Raw genomic sequence first — 18072 nt, 5'->3', positions numbered from 1 at the left:
TTTTGCGCACCGACTTGGTTCCAATAACTACAAAAATGCACCAAACAAGTGCGATCTTGCGTCGCGCCAGAGGAGGACCACTGCGTGGATACAGTTAACAGTGCCGTTGAAACACTGATTCAAAGCTCGAATACCCTTTTTATTCTGATGGGCGCCATTATGGTGTTTGCTATGCATGCAGGCTTCGCCTTCCTCGAAGTCGGTACCGTACGGCATAAAAACCAAGTGAATGCGCTGGTTAAGATTATGACCGACTTTGGCTTTTCAGCCGTGGCATACTTCTTTATCGGGTACTGGGTGGCATACGACATCACCTTCTTTAGCGATGCAGCGACGCTGGCCGAGGGCAACGGTTATGAGCTGGTTAAGTTTTTCTTCTTAATGACCTTTGCTGCGGCAATCCCAGCGATTGTTTCAGGTGGTATTGCCGAGCGCGCCAAGTTTTGGCCCATTCTGATTGCATCTTCTTTGTGTGTGGCGCTGGTATATCCACTGTTTGAGGGCATTATTTGGAATGGTAATTTTGGTTTCCAGAGCTGGCTTGAGACCACGTTTGGTGCAAGTTTCCACGATTTTGCGGGCTCTGTTGTTGTGCACGGCGTGGGCGGTTGGATCGGCTTGGTTGCGGTGTTGCTGCTAGGTGTACGTAAAGGGCGCTATCGCAATGGTCGTTTGATGGCTTTCCCGCCTTCGAACATTCCGTTTCTGGCGCTAGGCGCGTGGATTCTGTGTATCGGCTGGTTTGGTTTTAATGTCATGAGTGCGCAAACACTTGATGGCATCTCTGGTCTGGTGGCTGTGAACTCTTTGATGGCGATGGTTGGCGGTATTATTACCGCGCTCATTTTTGGTAAAAATGACCCAGGCTTTATCCATAACGGCCCGTTGGCAGGCTTAGTTGCGATCTGTGCAGGCTCTGATGTGGTGCACCCGATCGGTGCATTGTTTATCGGCGGTATTGCGGGTGCCATCTTCGTTTACGTCTTTACGTTGGCGCAAAACAAGTGGCGCATCGATGATGTGTTAGGTGTGTGGCCTTTGCATGGTTTGTGTGGTGTTTGGGGCGGTCTTGCTGCGGGTATTTTCGGCTCTGAAGCGCTGGGTGGCCTGGGTGGCGTATCGTTCATGTCTCAGCTTATTGGCACGGTTGCGGGTATTGTGATTGCTGTCGTGGGTGCGGGTATTGTTTATGGTGGTATCCGGGCCGTTAGCGGTATTCGCCTCGATGAAGAGGAAGAGTTTAACGGTGCTGATTTGAGTATCCATAAAATCGAATCAACGTCTATCGACTAAACGCGCCAGTCATACCGAACAATGGGGAGCCAGGCTCCCCGTTTTGCGTTAAACGCGCTGTAAAAACAAACAATTGCACGCTAAACACAAGTTAGCTGCATCCTGCCTTTATCCCTCTGTCTAGCTAGGCTAAAATTCATCGTTTACTTCACTAACTGCTCGCCGCACGAGACGGGGCGGCACAGGCTAGGACTGGGTGTTTAATGCTTTTCAATAAGCTACCGGATGATCTCTTCTTACCCCTATCGGGAAAGAACCGCCATATCTACCAAGCCGTTCTGCTGAAACTAGCAGACCTCTTCTTCGATGAAGACCTTATCGACCCTTTCGTACCTAAAGATTTGGTGCGCTCTTCCATTGAAGAGGCGGTGGTGCGCTTAGGTGTACGCCGTTGGGAGCCCGAAGAGGAGGGCGAAGAAGATGCACCGCGCTCAGCGGCTGAATATACCAACCGTATCTATCGACGTTTAGTCGTGACGGGTTGGTTGGAAGAGGAGCAGCGGATCTACCGAACCTTCGTGTTGATCTCGCCTTCGATCAGCTTCCTGCTGCGCTCGTTAGTATCAATCTCGAATCTGGAGAAGCGCTCCTACGGTGGCGCGGTGCTTAACGTGCTGAGCTCGTTAGAGTCGGCGGTCAATGATCCTGTAGGGCGCGGCATTACGCTATCGGAGGCTGCAACGACGGCGGCAGAATTCAGTGCCCACCTAACCGATATGATGCTGGGCTTGCGTGAGCTGAAGATCAGCTTGGCAAAGTCGAGCAGCCCGCAAGAGGTGGTACGGGGGTTCTTTGATCGTTTTGTTGAGCATATCTTGGTATCTGATTACAAAACGCTTAAAACCAAAAATAACCCGTTCCGTTTCCGCCGCCAGATACTCAGCTTGCTGCGTGATCTTCAGTTCGACACCGTCAAGCTCGATAGCTTGATAAAGCACTATCAAGAGCAGTTTGAGTGCAGTTATGAAGATGCCGAAGCGATGGTGCATACCCACATCAACCGTATTATCCGCATCTTTGAGTCGGTGGATCAGCGCTTAGATATTATCGACGATTTCCGTTATCGCCTTGAGAAGCGCGTTGCCGATACTGTGCGTTACATGGATAAAACCACGCCGGGGCTGGCATCACGCCTGTCACGGGTGATCGCTGAGGTGGCCCAGCGTGATGACTTGCCGCTACCTGACTCTCTTGAGGAGGTGGGCTTTATCTCGCCATCGAGTATTCGTTCGCCGGTCAGACGCCGTATTCAAGCGGAGCCGAAGGTGATTCGCCAACAGGTGATCGACCCGCGCGTTATCCAGATGCGCGAGCTATTCAAAGAGTTTAAGGAGCGCCGTGAGGTTAAAATTGACCGGATCGATGCTTATTTAAATCGCCACTTTGAGGGCCGCGACGAAGTAAAAGCCAGTGAGTTCTCTATCGAAACAATCGAGGACTACATCTGCTTTAGTTACATTCGCCACTTGGCATCGCTGGGTAAGCAAGCGAAGAAAACGGCGCAGCAGTTCAATATTCAGTTTAACGATGAGTACACTCAAGTCGCCGAAATGGTTGAGTGTCGAGACTTTGTGATTTATAGGAAAAGCTAATGCTTGGGGACCTGCAAAAAATTATAAGCCGCAGTGACAAATACGCTGCTGGTGATTTCACACACGCGGCTAACCTGCTGCTGACTCACCAGTTCCTGCATGCAGATCGGCCTTCGCATCGCGATAGCTATTTTCTGATCGCATCGCATATCGACTACTTCAAAAACCTCTTTGAGGCGATTGGCTGGTCGGTGATCTATCAGCCTGATGAAGCCTACCTTGGCATCTTGCCGCAAGGTGAAGAGCGTAACTTGAAGCTGCGCCTTGACGAATCCTTGTTGCTGCTCTGTTTGCGCCAACAATATGAAGAGAAGCTGGAAAACTTTGAGGTTGATAGTGGCCGTGCATTCACCTCGAGTAATGCGCTGCTCTCGTTATACGAGAACCTAACCGGCAAAGAGATTCCCAACGAGACGCGTCTTAAAGAGATTTTGGCGTTGTTTGCCCGCCACGGTGTGATTGAGCGCGGGAAGCCAAATGAGACGGAACCTAAAAATATCCTGTTCGCGATTTTGCCAACGATCCGTCAGGTCGTTGTAGAGGACTATATAGGCCAGCTAGAAGCGCTGTGTGATACCGAAAATAGCCGAGATGCGCTGAACGAAACAGAAGAGCAAGCCGAGGAGCAGGAGACAGACAATGAAACAGCTTAACCGCATCGTTCTGGTTAACTGGTACGTACTGGGCGCTGTTGAGGTGCCAATTAAGGGCAATGTTGCCATCGTTGGCCCGAACGGCTCGGGTAAATCATCGTTATTGGACGCCATCCAAACCGTATTAATGGGTGGCCACAAACGCCACTTGAGCTTCAACGCCTCGGCAGGACAAAAGAGCGAGCGCTCGTTGCGAACCTACTGCTTAGGTTACTTGGATGATGGCGCGAAGAAAGCCACGGCGCGTGAAGATAGCATCAGCTATATGGCCTTGAGCTTCTTTGATACCGAAACAGCACAGGAAACCTGTATTGGCGTAGCGATTGCTGCCTCGACTGCTTCCCCTGACGAGGAGGTGCTAGGGCGCTTTATTCTGCCTAATTTCTCCGTTGGGTTAGATGACTTCTCGGTACGTGAAGGCGATGGCCGTTTACCTAAGCCTTGGAACACGGTGCGCGCTGAACTGATGCAACAGTGCCCCGATATGTTGTTAGAAAAGCGGGCAGCACGCTTTGTGCGCGAGGTTGTGACAACACTCAGCCACGACCCGCAAATGCCCAACGACGACGAGAAGTTTATTAAAAACTTCAAGAATGCCCTGCGTTTTGTGCCCATTGATAGCCCTACTAAGTTCGTACGTGACTTCGTACTCGACGAGAATATCGTTCACGTGGGTGCGTTTCGTAAATCGCTTGATGAATACCGCGCGATGGAAACTAAAATGCAGGAGGTTTCCCACCGTATTGAAGAACTAGAGCGTATTGAAGATCTCTGTAAAGGGATCCATCGTAATGTGAAAAACGCCGCCGAATATGAGTGGGTGGTACATGAGACACGCTTTGAAAACGCAGACCTCAAGAAAGAAGATGCCCAAGAGCGCTTAGAAACCAACCGCGAAAAAGAGCACGAAGTACAAACCGCGATTGAAGCACACGCCACCGAGATGAGCGGCGTAATGCAAGCGCTGGCCGATGCGCGGGCACAGTTGAATAACTCCGATACGGCTCACCAAATCAAAGCGCTAGAAAACTCGATTGCGGGCAAACAGCATGAAGAGAGCGTTGTAAAAGATAAGATCCAAAACGTTTACAACCTATTCCGCACCACCGTGGGCTTTTCCCATTATGAAAACCTACTGCCAGACACCTTTGTGCCGCTGGTGAAAAAGTCGGTTGATCTATGGCGCACCGGTGAAGATATGATGGCGGATGTATGGCCGCCTGAGCCGGTTGAGGTAGACAACACGCTCGATGAGCTTAAAGAGAGCGTGGACTCTGTGCGCCGTGATATTGGCCGCAAGTTTGAAGAGTCGGTGATTCGTATCAACGAGCTGCGCACCAATATCCAGAGCCATAAAGGCGCGGTGGAGCAGCTCAAGCAAGGCCGTGCGCCAGTGCGCCACAATACTCGTGAGTTGATGGAGCTGCTTGCTGACTATGGTATCGAGTCCACACCGATCTGTGAGCTGGTGGATATCAACGATGACAAATGGCGTATCGCGATTGAATCCTTCCTTGGCGCCCGCCGTGAAGCATTGATTGTTGACCCGGACCGTGTGAAAGAGGCAGTCACTCTGTATCGCCGCAAAGGCCGCCACCTGAAAGGCTGCCGTATCGTCAACACGGCGCGCACCAGTGATTGGATCGACCGCGCGAAACACAACTCACTGGCGCAGTTTATCGAAACAGATGATCGCCACGCGCTAGGTTACATGAACCGTGCGCTGGGCGGCGTTATTGCCGTGGAAACAGAAGCCGAGCTACTGCGCCAAGAGCGTGCGTTGACTTACGACTGTATGTTGCAATCGGAAGGCTCCACCACCGCGATTAACGAACAATCACCCATTATGGGCATCCGCCGCCGTGATGATCAGTTGGCCAGCAAAGGCAAGCAAGTGGACGAGATGATGGCTGAGTTTACCGAGTTGGGTAAACGCCATGAAGCGCTCGAAAAGCTGCGCGACAACTTGATCAACCTAACCACGAGCCTAGCTGGCGCGACTGAGAGCGTCTTTGAGCTATCGCACCAGCGTACCCAGCTAAACACCGAGATCGACGGCTATCGCCAAGCGATCACCGATCTACGCAACCACGACGACACAGGTATTCAGCAGCGTATTGCTGAGCTGGCGGAGCAGCAAAAAGCGGCTGAAGAGAAAAACCGCGTCTTGATGGATAAGCTACAGCGCGCGCGTACCAACATGATCAAAGATAACGCAGCGTTAGAAGTGTTGACCCAAGAGATGGCAGAGCACGCTCAAGCGCGTGCCAAGTGCGAAGATAACGCCGTATTCGATGCTCAATCAGCTCAAGAGAAGCGTGACTATCTTGATGAAAGCTGCGCCGGTGAGCTAGAGCGCATCATCTTTGAAGCGGCTAAAAAAGCGCAGTCTGAGCTATCGCTACACGAGAAGAAGAAATACTCCGTACGCGATGCCGTTGCAAACTACAAAGCGAAATTCCACGGCGGTGGGTTGAGCCATCAAGAGCTGGACCGTATTGGCCCAGACTCAAGCCACGATCAGCTGGAACAGTACGTACATGAGACACTACAAGCACTGCGTGATTCAGAGCTTGCAGAATACACGCAGAAAGCTGAACGCGCTCGTTTAGAAGCGGAAACCGCGTTCCGTTCGGACTTTGTGGCGCACCTGAATGATCAGATCAACAAGATCAAAGATCTTATTCGCGAGCTGAACAACCACCTCAAACATCGGCCATTCCATCGGGAAATGTACGCCTTTGAGATGATGCCAAATCCAGAGCTGAAAGATATTCTAGAACTGGTTGAAGCTTACACGCGCCTAGATCAAGCGAATGTGGGGTCGTTATTCGACATGAAGTATGACGAAAACCGCCCACACCAAGATGCATTGGCGAAGATCCATGATGTACTCAAAGATGAAGGCGAGAGTAGCCTGCTGCAGGACTACCGTAACTTCTACAATTTTGAGTTGGTGGTGAAAGACCTAAACGGCAACCGTAAAACCACGCTGTCTCAGCGGATTAAGACCGGTTCTGGTGGTGAGCACCAAGTGCCTTTCTATGTTGCCATGGCGGCAGCGATGGGTGCGGCATACCGCTTGAAAGAGGGTGTCGATGGCAAACCGGTGGGTGGAATGAGCTTGTCAGTCTTTGATGAGGCATTTAACAAACTGGACTCTGAAAACACCGTGACATCGCTCGGTTTTATGACCGACCTTGGCCTACAAACCATCATTGCCGCTCCGGACGAGAAGTACTCGCTCCTCTCATCCTGTATGGACACCATTATCAACGTATGTCGCGACGGCCGTGTGGTGGATATCGATGTGGAGTTCCCCACAGAGAAGGGCAAAGAGCTGCTTAACTCCGATAACCCGCGCAAGCTAATGGCAGAAGCCGGTCTTGAAGAAGCGGATATGGAAGCGCTGGTTTAAAAAACCGTGCGATAACATAAAGACCGCTAAAGAGCCCCGATCGAGAGATCGGGGCTTTTTTTTGCGGTAGCAATCGAAAGGTAGCTGGCTAGTTGAGTTTTATTTGCCTTTTCTTCCCCTAAAGCGCGCATAAAACCCCGAGAGGAAAGTCACGCTCCTGTAAACCACCGGAGCGTGAGAGGGTTGTAGGGTGGAAAATCTAGTTAGGCTGTATGCGGTCACTCTGTTAGTGTGAGTGCTTCATACGAAGGATTATTTTCATACCTGCATGATACGAGTTTTTATAAATGGAGTTAGTCGCTTGTATAATTCAATATTTTTTAATTACGTTAATGCGCTCAATGAGAAATACTCTGAGGTTCCGCGATTTAACTTGTTCTCAGTCTTACGTAGTGACTCGGACGAGGTAAGATTGCACTCTCGGTTTCTAGCCGAGATATTAAATCCTAATGGATCTCATGGTTTCGATTTTATATCTCTTTTTCTAGATGTAGTACCCGGTGATGATATTCCTAAGAGTTTGGATATAGAAAGCACTGAAATACTGGTCGAAAAAGATAATATTGATATTCAGATCGTCACGCCCGATACGATTATTGTAATTGAAAACAAGATATTTGCCGGGGATCAAGAACAGCAGCTAGCAAGGTATTACAACCAAGCACGATCTAAAGGGAAAAAGGTTTGTATCATCTATTTGACGCTAGATGGCCGAGATCCTTCTGAACAGAGTGTGGCTGGCTTAGATAAAGATGTTATCTGTATTAGTTATAAAGAGCATGTGTATCAATGGATCGAGCAGTGCCTGTTCAAATCGCTGGAGAACCCTGCTGTTCGCGAAAGTCTTTTACAGTATCAAGACCTGATTAAAAAGTTAACGAATAAAGTGACGAGCGTTAAATATATGAAAGAGTTGAAAAAGCTGCTGCTTCAAGATAAGAACCTCGAGAACTTCTTAGATTTACAGGAGGCCTTCAGCGCAGCTGTTGTAGATTTGCAAGTTGACGTCTGGAATAAGGTAAATGCCTTGCTTCAAGAAAAGTATGGCGAACCAGGAAAAGACTCTATTTTATCTCAAGAGCAGAGTAAGGACACTCTTACAAAATTCTTGGCAGGCTCTCGAAATAGTACTTACTTTGGGGTTTACTCTTCATCTCCTTATGGAGATGAAGAGTTTTCTGTGGAAATGCAAGGAAATGGAATTATTGCAGGTGTTCGTTGTGAGAAGGCTCGTTATGAAGATCGTTATGAGGAAATATTGCTATCTTTCTCTGAGGAATTTGGTTATCGAAAAACTATTTGGTGGCCATGCTATAAGTACCTTTCTCCTCAGATTAATTATAAAAGCTTATCAAAAGAAAATATTCGATTTTTATTGGATGAGAATAATAGAAAAAGCATAGTTCAAGAGGCTTTTGATATTATAGAAAAGATAGATAATCTTCTGGGAAGCAAAGCTGAAAAGTAGGACTTTCTTAAACTGCCTATCCATCATGAACTGGTGATAAGCAGCATCAGTTCTTACTTTTAACGATTTTTAACTGCATAAAACTTATTGCCTCTGCGCTCTAATCCAAACCGCTAGCGCTTTAACCTTGGCGTGTAGTTGTCCAGCTTTATGCGGCAACTAAACACCGGGCTTTGGTGGTAGAGCAGGGTGATGGTTTCGCCGTTTGTGGTGATATCCCATCCTTCCGGTGAGTCAAGCATCTGCAGCAGCAGTTGCTCAGTGGGGGCGCGTTTATCGGGCCGAGCTAGGTAGTGGGGCTGCTCAAACTGCTCGTTACTTAACAAAGCAATAGCTGCGGTAATACTCCACTGCTCAGGCGGTTTGGTGAGTGGCGCTAAGCCGCCGATCAAAGAGGGGGCCAGTAGGCGTTTATCTTTGGCATAGAACTTACGCACCGATAGGGCGCTTAGTTGATTCGCGAAGTCGTTATCACGTGCGTTTGTGTTGAAGTCCAGTGTTTCAAGGCCTGTAATAATGCGCGATAAGCGCCATTCACACCCTTTGATCAGTTGCCATGCTGGTTCTAGCGTTTCACTGGATCCCAAGCTGTACTTAATCGCTTGGCGGCCATCGAGCATGGTTTCGTCTAGCAGGGTGATCTGTAGGTAGGTCGTTTGTAAATCTATTAGACACAATGGCGCGCTAATATACGCGTAAGAGCGCTCTCGGCGCAGAAAGCGTACCCATTCCTCACGTGTTTCTAATTGATTTATAACGGGAATATGCATCATTATAGTATGAAGTAAATTTCACCCGAGTATAAAGGTTGAGCCCGTATCATGAAACTCTTGAATCGTTCCGCGCTGGCCATTCACGCCAAAGCGCCTTTCGCTGACTGGGTGCTCCAGCTGCCCGCAGATGAAGACGCGCCACTAGGCCCTGTTTCGCGAGAGAGCTTACTCGCAGAGGGTAATGTTTATCTTATCGACGAAGTTGAGGATGAAGCAGACCTAACAGCAGCGATTGGTCAGCGTTGGCAAACGATCTTTGAGAACGAGCTAGCGGCGTGGGATGAATTTGGTGATGCCTGGCCCAGCCCACTAAGCGCTGAACTGTTTGCCGAGTGGTTTGAGGTGAAGCCTCAGCTTATGACATTCGATTTAGCCGACGATACATTGCTGGTCGCGCCGCTGTCGGATGCGTTTTAAGTGTTGAGGTAATCCATGACGCAGTTAGCTTTCCACCCGTTACGCGATGCACTTTATCAAGAGATGCACTCGCGGCCGTTTCAGGTGATCACCAGCCCTGCTCGTATCAGCCATATCAGTGTGTTGAACAGCTCTGGCGGGCACGATGAGCAGTTCCATCATTTTCAGCAGTTATTTACGGCGTTGGGCGTGGCTCCACCGGTGATCGATGATGTCTGTATCCAAGAGGACATTGGCAGTTTTCGAGTGCGCCGCGAGAAGCACCTTGAATTTACGACTTATACCTTCATCGACTTTTCAGCAACAGACGACGAAAACCCGTTTGCAACCACGGGAGTCACACCGCTGCCAGATGGGTGGCTGCGCGGTTTGCCGGGGCAGCTCGTTACAGCGATCCACCTTTCGGTCAAGCGCAGTGATGAATCCGATGAACTCATGATCCCCGAAGTTAAACGCCACTTCGAAGGGATGCGCTTAGTCGGCAGTAGCCCACAACAGGGCGATGCACGGGTTTGGACCTCATTCCAGCTACACGATGATGGTTTTGGACGTTTTCTGATCTGTAATCGCCGCATGAGTGATAGCCAGATCGGCCGCTTGTGCCAGCGTTTAATGGAGATCGAGACCTACCGTTTAATGGCGCTGATCGCGCTACCAGATGCGAAACACTGCGCACCGGCGCTTAGCGAGATGGATGGGCAACTGGCAGACCTAACCGCACGCCTCTCTAAAGGCGGTGGTTTGGATGAGCCGGCGATCCTTGCAGAATTAACGGATATGGCGGCTCGTGTTGAAGACTATCGAGCGCACACCACGTTCCGATTTTCAGCCACACGCGCCTATCATGACCTTGTATTGAAGCGCTTAGCGGAGCTGCGCGAAGATGAGGTTTCAGGCCACTTAACCCTCACCGAATTTCTTACGCGCCGCTTAACACCGGCTGTTCGAACCTGTCAGTCGGTAGGTGAGCGTTTGGAAGATATGTCGAAGCGTATCGACCGAGTCTCGGATATGATGCGTACGCGGGTAGAGCTGTCGATTCAGGCGCAAAACCAGCAGCTATTGGCCTCAATGGATCGACGCTCGAAAATACAACTGATGATGCAGCACACTGTGGAGGGCCTCTCAGTCGCGGCGATCAGTTATTACAGTGTTGGCCTGATTAAACTTGTCCTTGAAGCCCTGTATGATGCGGGCGTTGAATTTGATAAAAACCTTGCGGTGGGCATCTCGGTACCGGTGGTGATCGCCGGTGTATGGTTAGCAACACGTAAGATCCATAAGCACTTTCTCGCATTGGCGAAAGAGCAACGTAGCGCCGATTTAGCAGACGAGATGGCGCGTAATAAGGCGAAGAAAAAATGACAATTGCGGAAACAATCGAAAATAAATTGCGTGCGGAATTGGCGGTGACGCACCTACAGCTCGAGAACGAGAGCCATATGCACTCTGGCCCTGCAACTGACAGCCACTTTAAGTTGGTGGTGGTGTCAGAAGGTTTTGCGGGCAAGCGGTTGGTACAGCGCCATCAACTTATCTACCGTGTGCTTGCCGATGAGCTGGCAGGCCCAGTACACGCGTTAGCGATGCACCTTTACACCGCAGAGGAGTGGCAAGCACGCAATGCTGAGGTGATGCCATCGCCTAACTGTTTGGGCGGCTCGAAAGCCGACCAATAACTCTCTGTGCTACGTTTGCACAGATCTAGTTTTTAACGTACTGAGCTTGTCTAGAGCTAGGCTTTTATAGATCTGAGCTGCTGCGCTGAATAAACGCCTCGAAGGTTTCCACCAATGGGTTAGTCGAGGCGCTAGGCTGCGCAACAATCGAGAGGCGCCGTGATAGCTCAAGCGGCGTCTCTATCACTACCAGTTCCCCGCGTTCAACCTCTTCGGCAATTGATAGCCGCGATAAACAGCCAATCCCCAAACCTGCGCGCACCGAGCGTTTAATCGCCTCTTGGCGGTTGAGTGCAAAAGCCACTTTTACCTGCTGTTTAATCTGCTGTACCGCAGCATCAAAAATCAACCGCGTGCCCGAGCCGTCTTCGCGCAGAATCCAGCGCTGTGTGGCCACCTCATCGGCATCAATGCGGCCTTGTGATGCCAGTGGGTGATCAGGGGCGCAAAACACCTGTAAGGCGTCATCACGCCAATGGGTAATGGCTAATTGACGATGCAGCGCTGGGCCTTCAATTAAGCCCAGATGCGCTTGCCCGCGCTCTACGGCTTCAATCACGCCATATGTGTTAGCAATGGCGATGTCGGGCGTCACGAGCGGATGATCTGCAAGGAACTCTGCAACCAGCTCTGGTAGCAGGTAGTTGGCGATCGTCACACTGGCTGCGATGCGCAGGATGCCTGACAAGCTCTTAGCCTCGGGTGCTTTGAGGCTGTCTGTTAACTCGATGATCTGAATCACACGCGGCAATACGTCATGCGCGGCGGGCGTCATATTCAGCTCGCGCCCCACTCGCTGAAAGAGCGGATAACCGAGGTGTGATTCAAGCTCCTTAATCGCTTGGCTAGCCGCAGACTGGCTGATCGCTTGTTCATCTGCTGCGTGGGTCAGGCGGCCAAGCCGCGCTGTGGCTTCAAAGAGTTTTAACTGGCGTAGATTTAAGCTCATTTTATTGTTCGGTTTTACTTATGTTTTACTTAAAAATAATCCATTTTACTAACAAATGGTAGGAGAAGATCATAGCCCCATTCATTAACTAATAAGAAACTTCGGGGGCAATCATGTCTCTTATCATCGCACTACCTATTATCGCAATCTCGGCTCTGCTCCTTTCGCGTGTGCCAGAGATCGCTCAAGTTGGCCTTAGCGCGCTGCCGCTAGCAATTATTATCGGTATCACTTGGGGGCATATCTCGCGTCGCACCGCGACGGACAAAGAGATGAAGTTCACTAAGTTCTGTCAGCAGAAGTTGCTGCGCGGCGGGATCATCCTCTTTGGTTTTAGCTTAAGCTTTCAGCAGATTTTAGCAGTCGGCTGGGAAGCGGTAATATTGGATGCGATTGTTATCACAACGGTGTTCTGCGTTGGTGCATACCTAGGTATCAAGGTGTTCAAGCTTGACCGCGAAGTGGCCATCCTTACATCCGCAGGGAGTGCGATTTGTGGCGCAGCTGCCGTACTTGCAACTGAATCAGCGCTAAAAGCACGCCAGCAAAGCGTCACGATAGCCGTGGGTACCGTGGTGTTGTTTGGCACTATTGCGATGTTCAGCTACCCGTTTATCTTCCAGCTTTCTAGCATGTCGCCAGAAGCCTTCGGTATCTATATCGGTAGTACGGTTCATGAGGTGGCTCAAGCGGTGGCCGCTGGCGATACTGTGGCGCAGCAAGCGTTAGCCTCAGGTGATACAACGGGTATTACTGCTCTTGAGAACGCTGTTGTGGTGAAGCTCATCCGCGTGATGATGCTGGCGCCCTTTATCGTGATCTTGAGTGCCGCAATGATGCGCTTAGCAACGGGTGATGCGGAAAAGGGTAAAATCACGATCCCTTGGTTCGTGTTTGGCTTCTTAGCTGCAGCAGGGATCAATAGTGTTATTGCGATTCCTGAGGTTATGCTGACCGGCCTTCAACTTGCAAGCCAACTACTACTGGCTATCGCGATGGCAGCTTTAGGCACGCAAACCCAATGGAAGACAATGCGACAAGCCGGTGTTAAGCCAATCCTTCTTGCACTGATTCTGTTCGTACTGCTGATCTTCGGTGGTTACTTCTTGAATATTTGGCTGATTGGCGGCTAACGCTTTAATCAATCTGAAATAAAAAAAGCGCCAGTCGGCGCTTTTTTTATGCGAGTAATTGGGATGTGCTGTTATGGGGGGAAAAGCTAATATCCAGACAGGGTCATTTTTTATGATTGCCTGGCCCTTGGGTGATGCAATCTAAAACTTGTCTCTACATCCGTAAGATAAAACAAGGAGTCGTTTTATGCTTTTTATTACTAACCGTTTTCCCAAGCAAAGTATCCGTACGAAAGTTGGCCGTAAGTTTGATTTTGACCTTGGCAACAATGCAGCGAGTAACTCTGTTTATTTTTGTGAGCAACTTGCAGAAGCGTCCTACAAAGAGCTGGGAAGTCAGCAATTCTTAGAGAGGTTGAAGCAATCAAAGTATCAGCAGCTTTTAATTTACATTCATGGTTTTTCAAATCTCCCCGATGATGTGCTAGCCGCGGCAAATGAGTTTCAAAAACTATGCGACAAAGAGAAGAAAAATGAAGTTTTAGTGGTTCCGCTAATTTGGCCTTGTGACAATGACTTAGGAATCGTCAAAGACTACTGGGACGACCAAAAAGCAGCGGACCAGAGTGCTTTTTCATTTGCTAGGGTCTTGGAAAAGTTTTTAGCCTGGCGTAACGACGAGAAATTAAATCCTGAGAATGAGCCGTGCTTGAAAAGGTTGAATGTACTAGCTCATTCGATGGGAAATCGAGTTTATCGTCAGACGCTCTTAGCTTGGAGAAAATACGACCTTCCGCAAGGTGTTCCTATGATATTTAGAAATTCCTTTCTAGTCGCTGCGGATGTTGTCAATGAGACGCTGCATGAGGATGAACCCGGAGAGCTAATTTGTCATGCTTCCCGAAATGTTGTTGTTTACCACGCTTCAGATGATCTCGCTTTACGAGCAAGTAAAGCTTCTAACCTTAAAAACAAAATAGCGTCACGCCGTTTGGGCCACACCGGACCTGAAAATATCGATAAAACGCCGAAAAATGTTTTTAGTGTCGACTGTGACGATGTTAACAATAAATACGATATGCCTAAGGGTCACTCGTACTTCCGTTCAGGCATCAAAGAGGGTAAGCCTGGTGAAGTTTTTAAGCATATCTTTTCGTGCTTAGAATCGGGGAGAGTTTTTCCAGAGGATGAGTATCGTCGCTCTTCAATCATAAAAGATGACTAGTATGTGAAATCCCGAGATACATTGCTTTTCGTATCTCGGGAGCTTGAGTTACTTCGCGATTGTGGCGAACAGATCAAAGTACTCGGGGAACGTTTTTGCTGTACAGCCTGGGTCGTTAATTGTTACGGGTGTATCGCTCAGGGCTACCAATGAGAAGCACATTGCCATGCGGTGGTCATCATAGGTATCGATTGCGGCGTGTTGCAGCTGTTGTGGTGGCGTGACTTCGATAAAGTCTTCGCCCTCAACAACATCGGCTCCCACTTTGCGCAGCTCTGTTGCCATCGCGCTGAGGCGGTCGGTCTCTTTTACCCGCCAATTGTAGATATTGCGGATCGCGGTTGTGCCTTCGGCGAACAATGCGGTTGTGGCAATGGTCATCGCAGCATCGGGGATATGGTTAAGATCAAGATCCACCGCTTTTAGTGGTTGCTCGCCGCGGGTGACCTCAATGTAAGTGGGGCCATAGGTTACCTGCGCGCCCATTTTTTCCAAGACTTCGGCAAAACGCTTGTCGCCTTGTACGCTATCTGCGCCAACGCCATAAACACGCACTGTACCACCTGCAATCGCAGCTGAGGCTAAGAAGTAAGATGCTGACGAAGCATCACCCTCAACCATAATGGTGTCTGGGCTATGGTAGGTTTGTTGTCCGGCGATCTCAAAACTTTGGTAATCGTTATTTTTAACATCAACACCAAATAGCGACATCACATGCAGTGTGATGTCGATGTAGGGCTTGGAGACCAGCTCCCCATCCACTGTGATAGTGAGGTCTTCTTTTGCCAGTGGTGCTGCCATGAGAAGTGCTGTCAGAAACTGGCTTGAGATGTTGCCCTTGATTTTAACAGCACCGCCGCCCAAGCCATTCGCGCGTATCTTCAGTGGTGGGTAGTTCTTATCACCGAGATATTCGATGTCAGCACCCAGCGCGCGCAGCGCATCGACAAGGTCGCCGATGGGGCGTTCGTACATACGCGGCTCACCAGTGAGTTCGTACTCGCCTTGGCCGAGACATAGGGCCGCAGTTAATGGGCGCATAGCGGTGCCAGCATTGCCTAAGAAAAGCGGCAGATCGCTGGTGCCTAACGCGCCGGCTGCGCCAGTGACTTTGCAGGTACGTTTGTCGTCGGATAGTTCATAGCGAATGCCTAGCTTGCTGAGCGCCGCCAGCATGTGGCGAACGTCATCACTGTCGAGAAGGTTAGTGATTGTAGTGGTACCTTCAGCCAGCGCAGCTAGCAGTAGAATGCGATTTGACAGGCTTTTGGAACCTGGAATCTGTACTTCTCCAGCAACAGAGTGGATCGGTTGCAGCGTTAAACTATCCATCAATTACGTACTCAATAATCAGCTTATGAATGCGGGGGCTATAAGGTAGCCTGAGTTGCTGCTCAGGTCGAGTTATCCGCGAAAAATCTATCCCTTTTGATTAAATTTTGCTCTTTTTTATATATTCACATCCGCTTATTAAATCTTGATATAAACTTACTGTTTAAATGATTATCTTAAAGGCTTGAGATTCACTGAATCGTTCAAGCACTAAGCTCAAAGAACAACAATAAAATAGCAGTAGGGACGGATGTTTTAATGAAGAAGAACCTGCCCGTAAACAACACTGAACGTACCTTTAGCGATAACACCCCGCTGGTCTCCACGACCGACCTCAAAGGCCGCATCACCTCAGTCAATGATGCGTTTATCGAAATCTCTGGCTTTACGCCGGAGGAGTTGATCGGTAAGCCTCACAACCTTGTGCGTCATCCTGACATGCCAGCGGCTGCGTTCGGCGATATGTGGGAGAAGCTGAAAGAAAACAAACCATGGATTGGGGTGGTTAAAAACCGTTGTAAAGATGGCGGCTACTATTGGGTGAATGCGTATGTCACGCCAATTTTAGATAACGGCACGACGATTGGTTATCAATCGGTGCGTACGCGCCCCACTAAAGCGCAAGTTGCCCGTGCGAAAGATGTATTTGCGCGCATCAACAGTGGGCGTAGGCGTGTATCGTTTCATGATATCCAGATCGCTAAAAAGGTGATGCTCATTCCTGCACTGAGTGCCACGGTGCCGCTTTTGGTAGGTGTTCTGACCGATTGGTCTGCGACATGGGTAGCGGCCTCTAGTGTGGTATCTGCCGTGCTTTTCAGTGGGTTGGCTGCTTACAGTTTTAAACCGATCAAAATGCTTGAACAGCGCTCCCACAAGGTGATTAAGAGTAAGTTACTGGAGGAAGTCTACGGCAATTCGCGCTCCGAAGCCGGTGCGATCTATTTGGCCGCTCTAACAAACAAAGCACGTATTCGCTCGGCGAATGTGCGGGTTGGCGACTCGGCCAATGCACTAGAGGAGCAGGGGCTCCATACAATTGGGATTGCCCGCTCTGCTGAGCAGGCGATCACTGATCAAGTATCGGAGCTAGATTCTATCGTTGGGCGCGTTGGTGCGTTATCAAGTTCAATTGAGGAAGCTGCAAGCTCAGCGCGCAATGCTTCAGAGAACACCCACGATGCGCTGGAAAAAGCGTGTTATGGGCAGACTGCCGTTACAGATACGATTGAAGCGATTGGTGGCATGGCGCAACGGGTATCAGAGGCATCTGAGCAGCTAGATAACCTACAAGCCGCCACTCACGATATCACTAACGCCACTGAGGTAATTAGCGATATTGCTGATCAAACTAACCTGCTGGCTTTGAATGCGGCGATTGAAGCAGCACGTGCAGGTGAGCAGGGCCGGGGCTTTGCAGTGGTAGCGGACGAGGTAAGAGCGTTAGCACAACGCACGCAGCAATCCACCCGTGATATCGATGCGGCAATCAAACGCCTTGGGTCCGAATCTTCGCAAGCCATCAGCAAAATGAAGCAGGGTGGCGAGCAAGCGCAAGCTTGTGTGGAACAGGCCCATAATGCGGGCAGCGCTTTAGAGGCAATTGCGCACAGTGTGTCGAATATAGCGGAGCTGAATACGTCGATCGCGGGCGTATTTGAGCAACAAAGTAGCTCTGCTGAGTCGTTAAATACAGAGATCAACCGGGCTAAGGCGTCGGCTGATGTGGCGTTGGCTGCGGCCAGAGAAGCCGAGGCTGCCAGCCAAGAGTTGGCAGATACATCAAAAGAGCTCATTCAGAGTGTGAACGTCTGATCGATTCTTACGATTCCCGGTTAATTAGTTGATAAGTATCAATGTCTCTTAACTGACTCAGGTAGATACTGAAACTAAAGAAATTAAGAGTCCGTTACCGAGAAGGAACACAATATGTCTATCGAACATCACGATCTAGTTCATGAGCTACCTGAGTTTCGCGAAGAGATTCATCAACTAAAAATGAGCGATGCTCACTTCTCTAAGCTGTTCGACGAGTACCATGTCGTGACTAAACAGGTTGAGAAAATGGAAGCGGAGATCGAGCCTGTAGCAACGAAGGTAGAGGAAGAGCTCAAGGTGAAGCGCTTGCACTTGAAAGATCAGCTTTACGCGATGTTACGTGCCGCAAAATAGCCTTTAAATACACGAGATCAAACACCCG

At 49.6% G+C, this 18072-nt stretch carries 15 protein-coding genes; 12 read left to right on the top strand and 3 right to left on the bottom strand.

From position 1 onward, the window contains the following. Positions 1 to 84 precede the first annotated feature (84 nt). The 5 genes from E4L36_RS03340 (at position 85) to E4L36_RS03320 (ending at position 8424) form a co-directional block, all read left to right on the top strand. Positions 85 to 1293 carry an ammonium transporter gene (locus E4L36_RS03340; protein WP_136679199.1) on the top strand — a complete coding sequence of 403 codons (1209 nt, stop codon included), beginning with the start codon at positions 85 to 87 and terminating at the stop codon, positions 1291 to 1293. Between the two features lie 203 nt (positions 1294 to 1496). Continuing rightward, positions 1497 to 2885, top strand: coding sequence for a Wadjet anti-phage system protein JetA family protein (locus tag E4L36_RS03335; RefSeq protein WP_127692643.1), 1389 nt, complete (start codon positions 1497 to 1499; stop codon positions 2883 to 2885). After that, entirely contained in the window at positions 2885 to 3538 is a 654-nt protein-coding gene (locus E4L36_RS03330; RefSeq protein ID WP_127692644.1) for a DUF4194 domain-containing protein, read from the top strand. The genes E4L36_RS03335 and E4L36_RS03330 overlap by 1 nt, the downstream gene beginning before the upstream one ends. After that, entirely contained in the window at positions 3525 to 6956 is a 3432-nt protein-coding gene (locus E4L36_RS03325) for an SbcC/MukB-like Walker B domain-containing protein (protein ID WP_127692645.1), read from the top strand. The genes E4L36_RS03330 and E4L36_RS03325 overlap by 14 nt, the downstream gene beginning before the upstream one ends. A 268-nt stretch (positions 6957 to 7224) precedes the next feature. Next, entirely contained in the window at positions 7225 to 8424 is a 1200-nt protein-coding gene (locus tag E4L36_RS03320) for a PD-(D/E)XK nuclease family protein (protein WP_276606058.1), read from the top strand. A 113-nt stretch (positions 8425 to 8537) separates the two neighbouring features. Here the strand turns inward: E4L36_RS03320 and E4L36_RS03315 are convergent, their stop codons facing one another. Beyond that, the gene (locus E4L36_RS03315) at positions 8538 to 9101 is read right to left on the bottom strand and encodes a hypothetical protein (protein WP_206064491.1); all 564 of its coding nucleotides are present in this window, start codon (positions 9099 to 9101) and stop codon (positions 8538 to 8540) included. Between the two features lie 144 nt (positions 9102 to 9245). Here E4L36_RS03315 and E4L36_RS03310 point away from each other — a divergent pair, with 144 nt between their 5' ends. From E4L36_RS03310 to E4L36_RS03300, 3 genes are read left to right on the top strand one after another with little or no spacing between them, the layout of a single operon-like run. After that, positions 9246 to 9614 carry a hypothetical protein gene (locus E4L36_RS03310; RefSeq protein WP_136679196.1) on the top strand — a complete coding sequence of 123 codons (369 nt, stop codon included), beginning with the start codon at positions 9246 to 9248 and terminating at the stop codon, positions 9612 to 9614. A 15-nt stretch (positions 9615 to 9629) separates the two neighbouring features. Beyond that, positions 9630 to 10979 carry a DUF3422 domain-containing protein gene (locus tag E4L36_RS03305; protein WP_127692649.1) on the top strand — a complete coding sequence of 450 codons (1350 nt, stop codon included), beginning with the start codon at positions 9630 to 9632 and terminating at the stop codon, positions 10977 to 10979. After that, positions 10976 to 11293 (top strand): BolA/IbaG family iron-sulfur metabolism protein, encoded by a 318-nt coding sequence (locus E4L36_RS03300; RefSeq protein WP_136679195.1) that lies wholly within the window; start codon positions 10976 to 10978, stop codon positions 11291 to 11293. The genes E4L36_RS03305 and E4L36_RS03300 overlap by 4 nt, the downstream gene beginning before the upstream one ends. A gap of 64 nt (positions 11294 to 11357) precedes the next feature. Here E4L36_RS03300 and E4L36_RS03295 read toward each other — a convergent pair whose 3' ends face one another. Further along, positions 11358 to 12242 carry a LysR family transcriptional regulator gene (locus tag E4L36_RS03295; protein ID WP_136679194.1) on the bottom strand — a complete coding sequence of 295 codons (885 nt, stop codon included), beginning with the start codon at positions 12240 to 12242 and terminating at the stop codon, positions 11358 to 11360. 113 nt (positions 12243 to 12355) lie between these two features. Between E4L36_RS03295 and E4L36_RS03290 the strand changes: the two genes are divergently transcribed. Together E4L36_RS03290 and E4L36_RS03285 are read left to right on the top strand one after the other, a co-directional pair. Continuing rightward, positions 12356 to 13375 (top strand): putative sulfate exporter family transporter, encoded by a 1020-nt coding sequence (locus E4L36_RS03290; protein WP_136679193.1) that lies wholly within the window; start codon positions 12356 to 12358, stop codon positions 13373 to 13375. Positions 13376 to 13562: 187 nt separating this feature from the next. Continuing rightward, on the top strand, positions 13563 to 14540 hold the full coding sequence (locus E4L36_RS03285; RefSeq protein WP_136679192.1) for an alpha/beta hydrolase: 978 nt from the start codon (positions 13563 to 13565) through the stop codon (positions 14538 to 14540). A 48-nt stretch (positions 14541 to 14588) separates the two neighbouring features. On the opposite strand, the gene aroA is transcribed toward E4L36_RS03285, so the two are convergent. Further along, a complete protein-coding gene (aroA, locus tag E4L36_RS03280) occupies positions 14589 to 15872 on the bottom strand; it encodes a 3-phosphoshikimate 1-carboxyvinyltransferase (RefSeq protein ID WP_136679191.1) in 1284 nt (427 codons plus the stop codon). Positions 15873 to 16130: 258 nt separating this feature from the next. On the opposite strand from aroA, the gene E4L36_RS03275 reads away from it, so the two are divergent. Next, positions 16131 to 17687: a PAS domain-containing methyl-accepting chemotaxis protein gene (locus tag E4L36_RS03275; protein WP_136679190.1), complete on the top strand. Its 1557-nt coding sequence runs from the start codon at positions 16131 to 16133 to the stop codon at positions 17685 to 17687. 114 nt (positions 17688 to 17801) lie between these two features. Then, on the top strand, positions 17802 to 18044 hold the full coding sequence (locus E4L36_RS03270) for a DUF465 domain-containing protein (protein WP_127692655.1): 243 nt from the start codon (positions 17802 to 17804) through the stop codon (positions 18042 to 18044). Positions 18045 to 18072 lie beyond the last annotated feature (28 nt).

Source organism: Neptunomonas sp. XY-337, assembly GCF_004959845.1.
GTDB lineage: Bacteria > Pseudomonadota > Gammaproteobacteria > Pseudomonadales > Balneatricaceae > Neptunomonas > Neptunomonas marina.
Note: the sequence above shows the minus strand (reverse complement) of the source record. Positions and strands in the feature narration are given on the sequence as shown.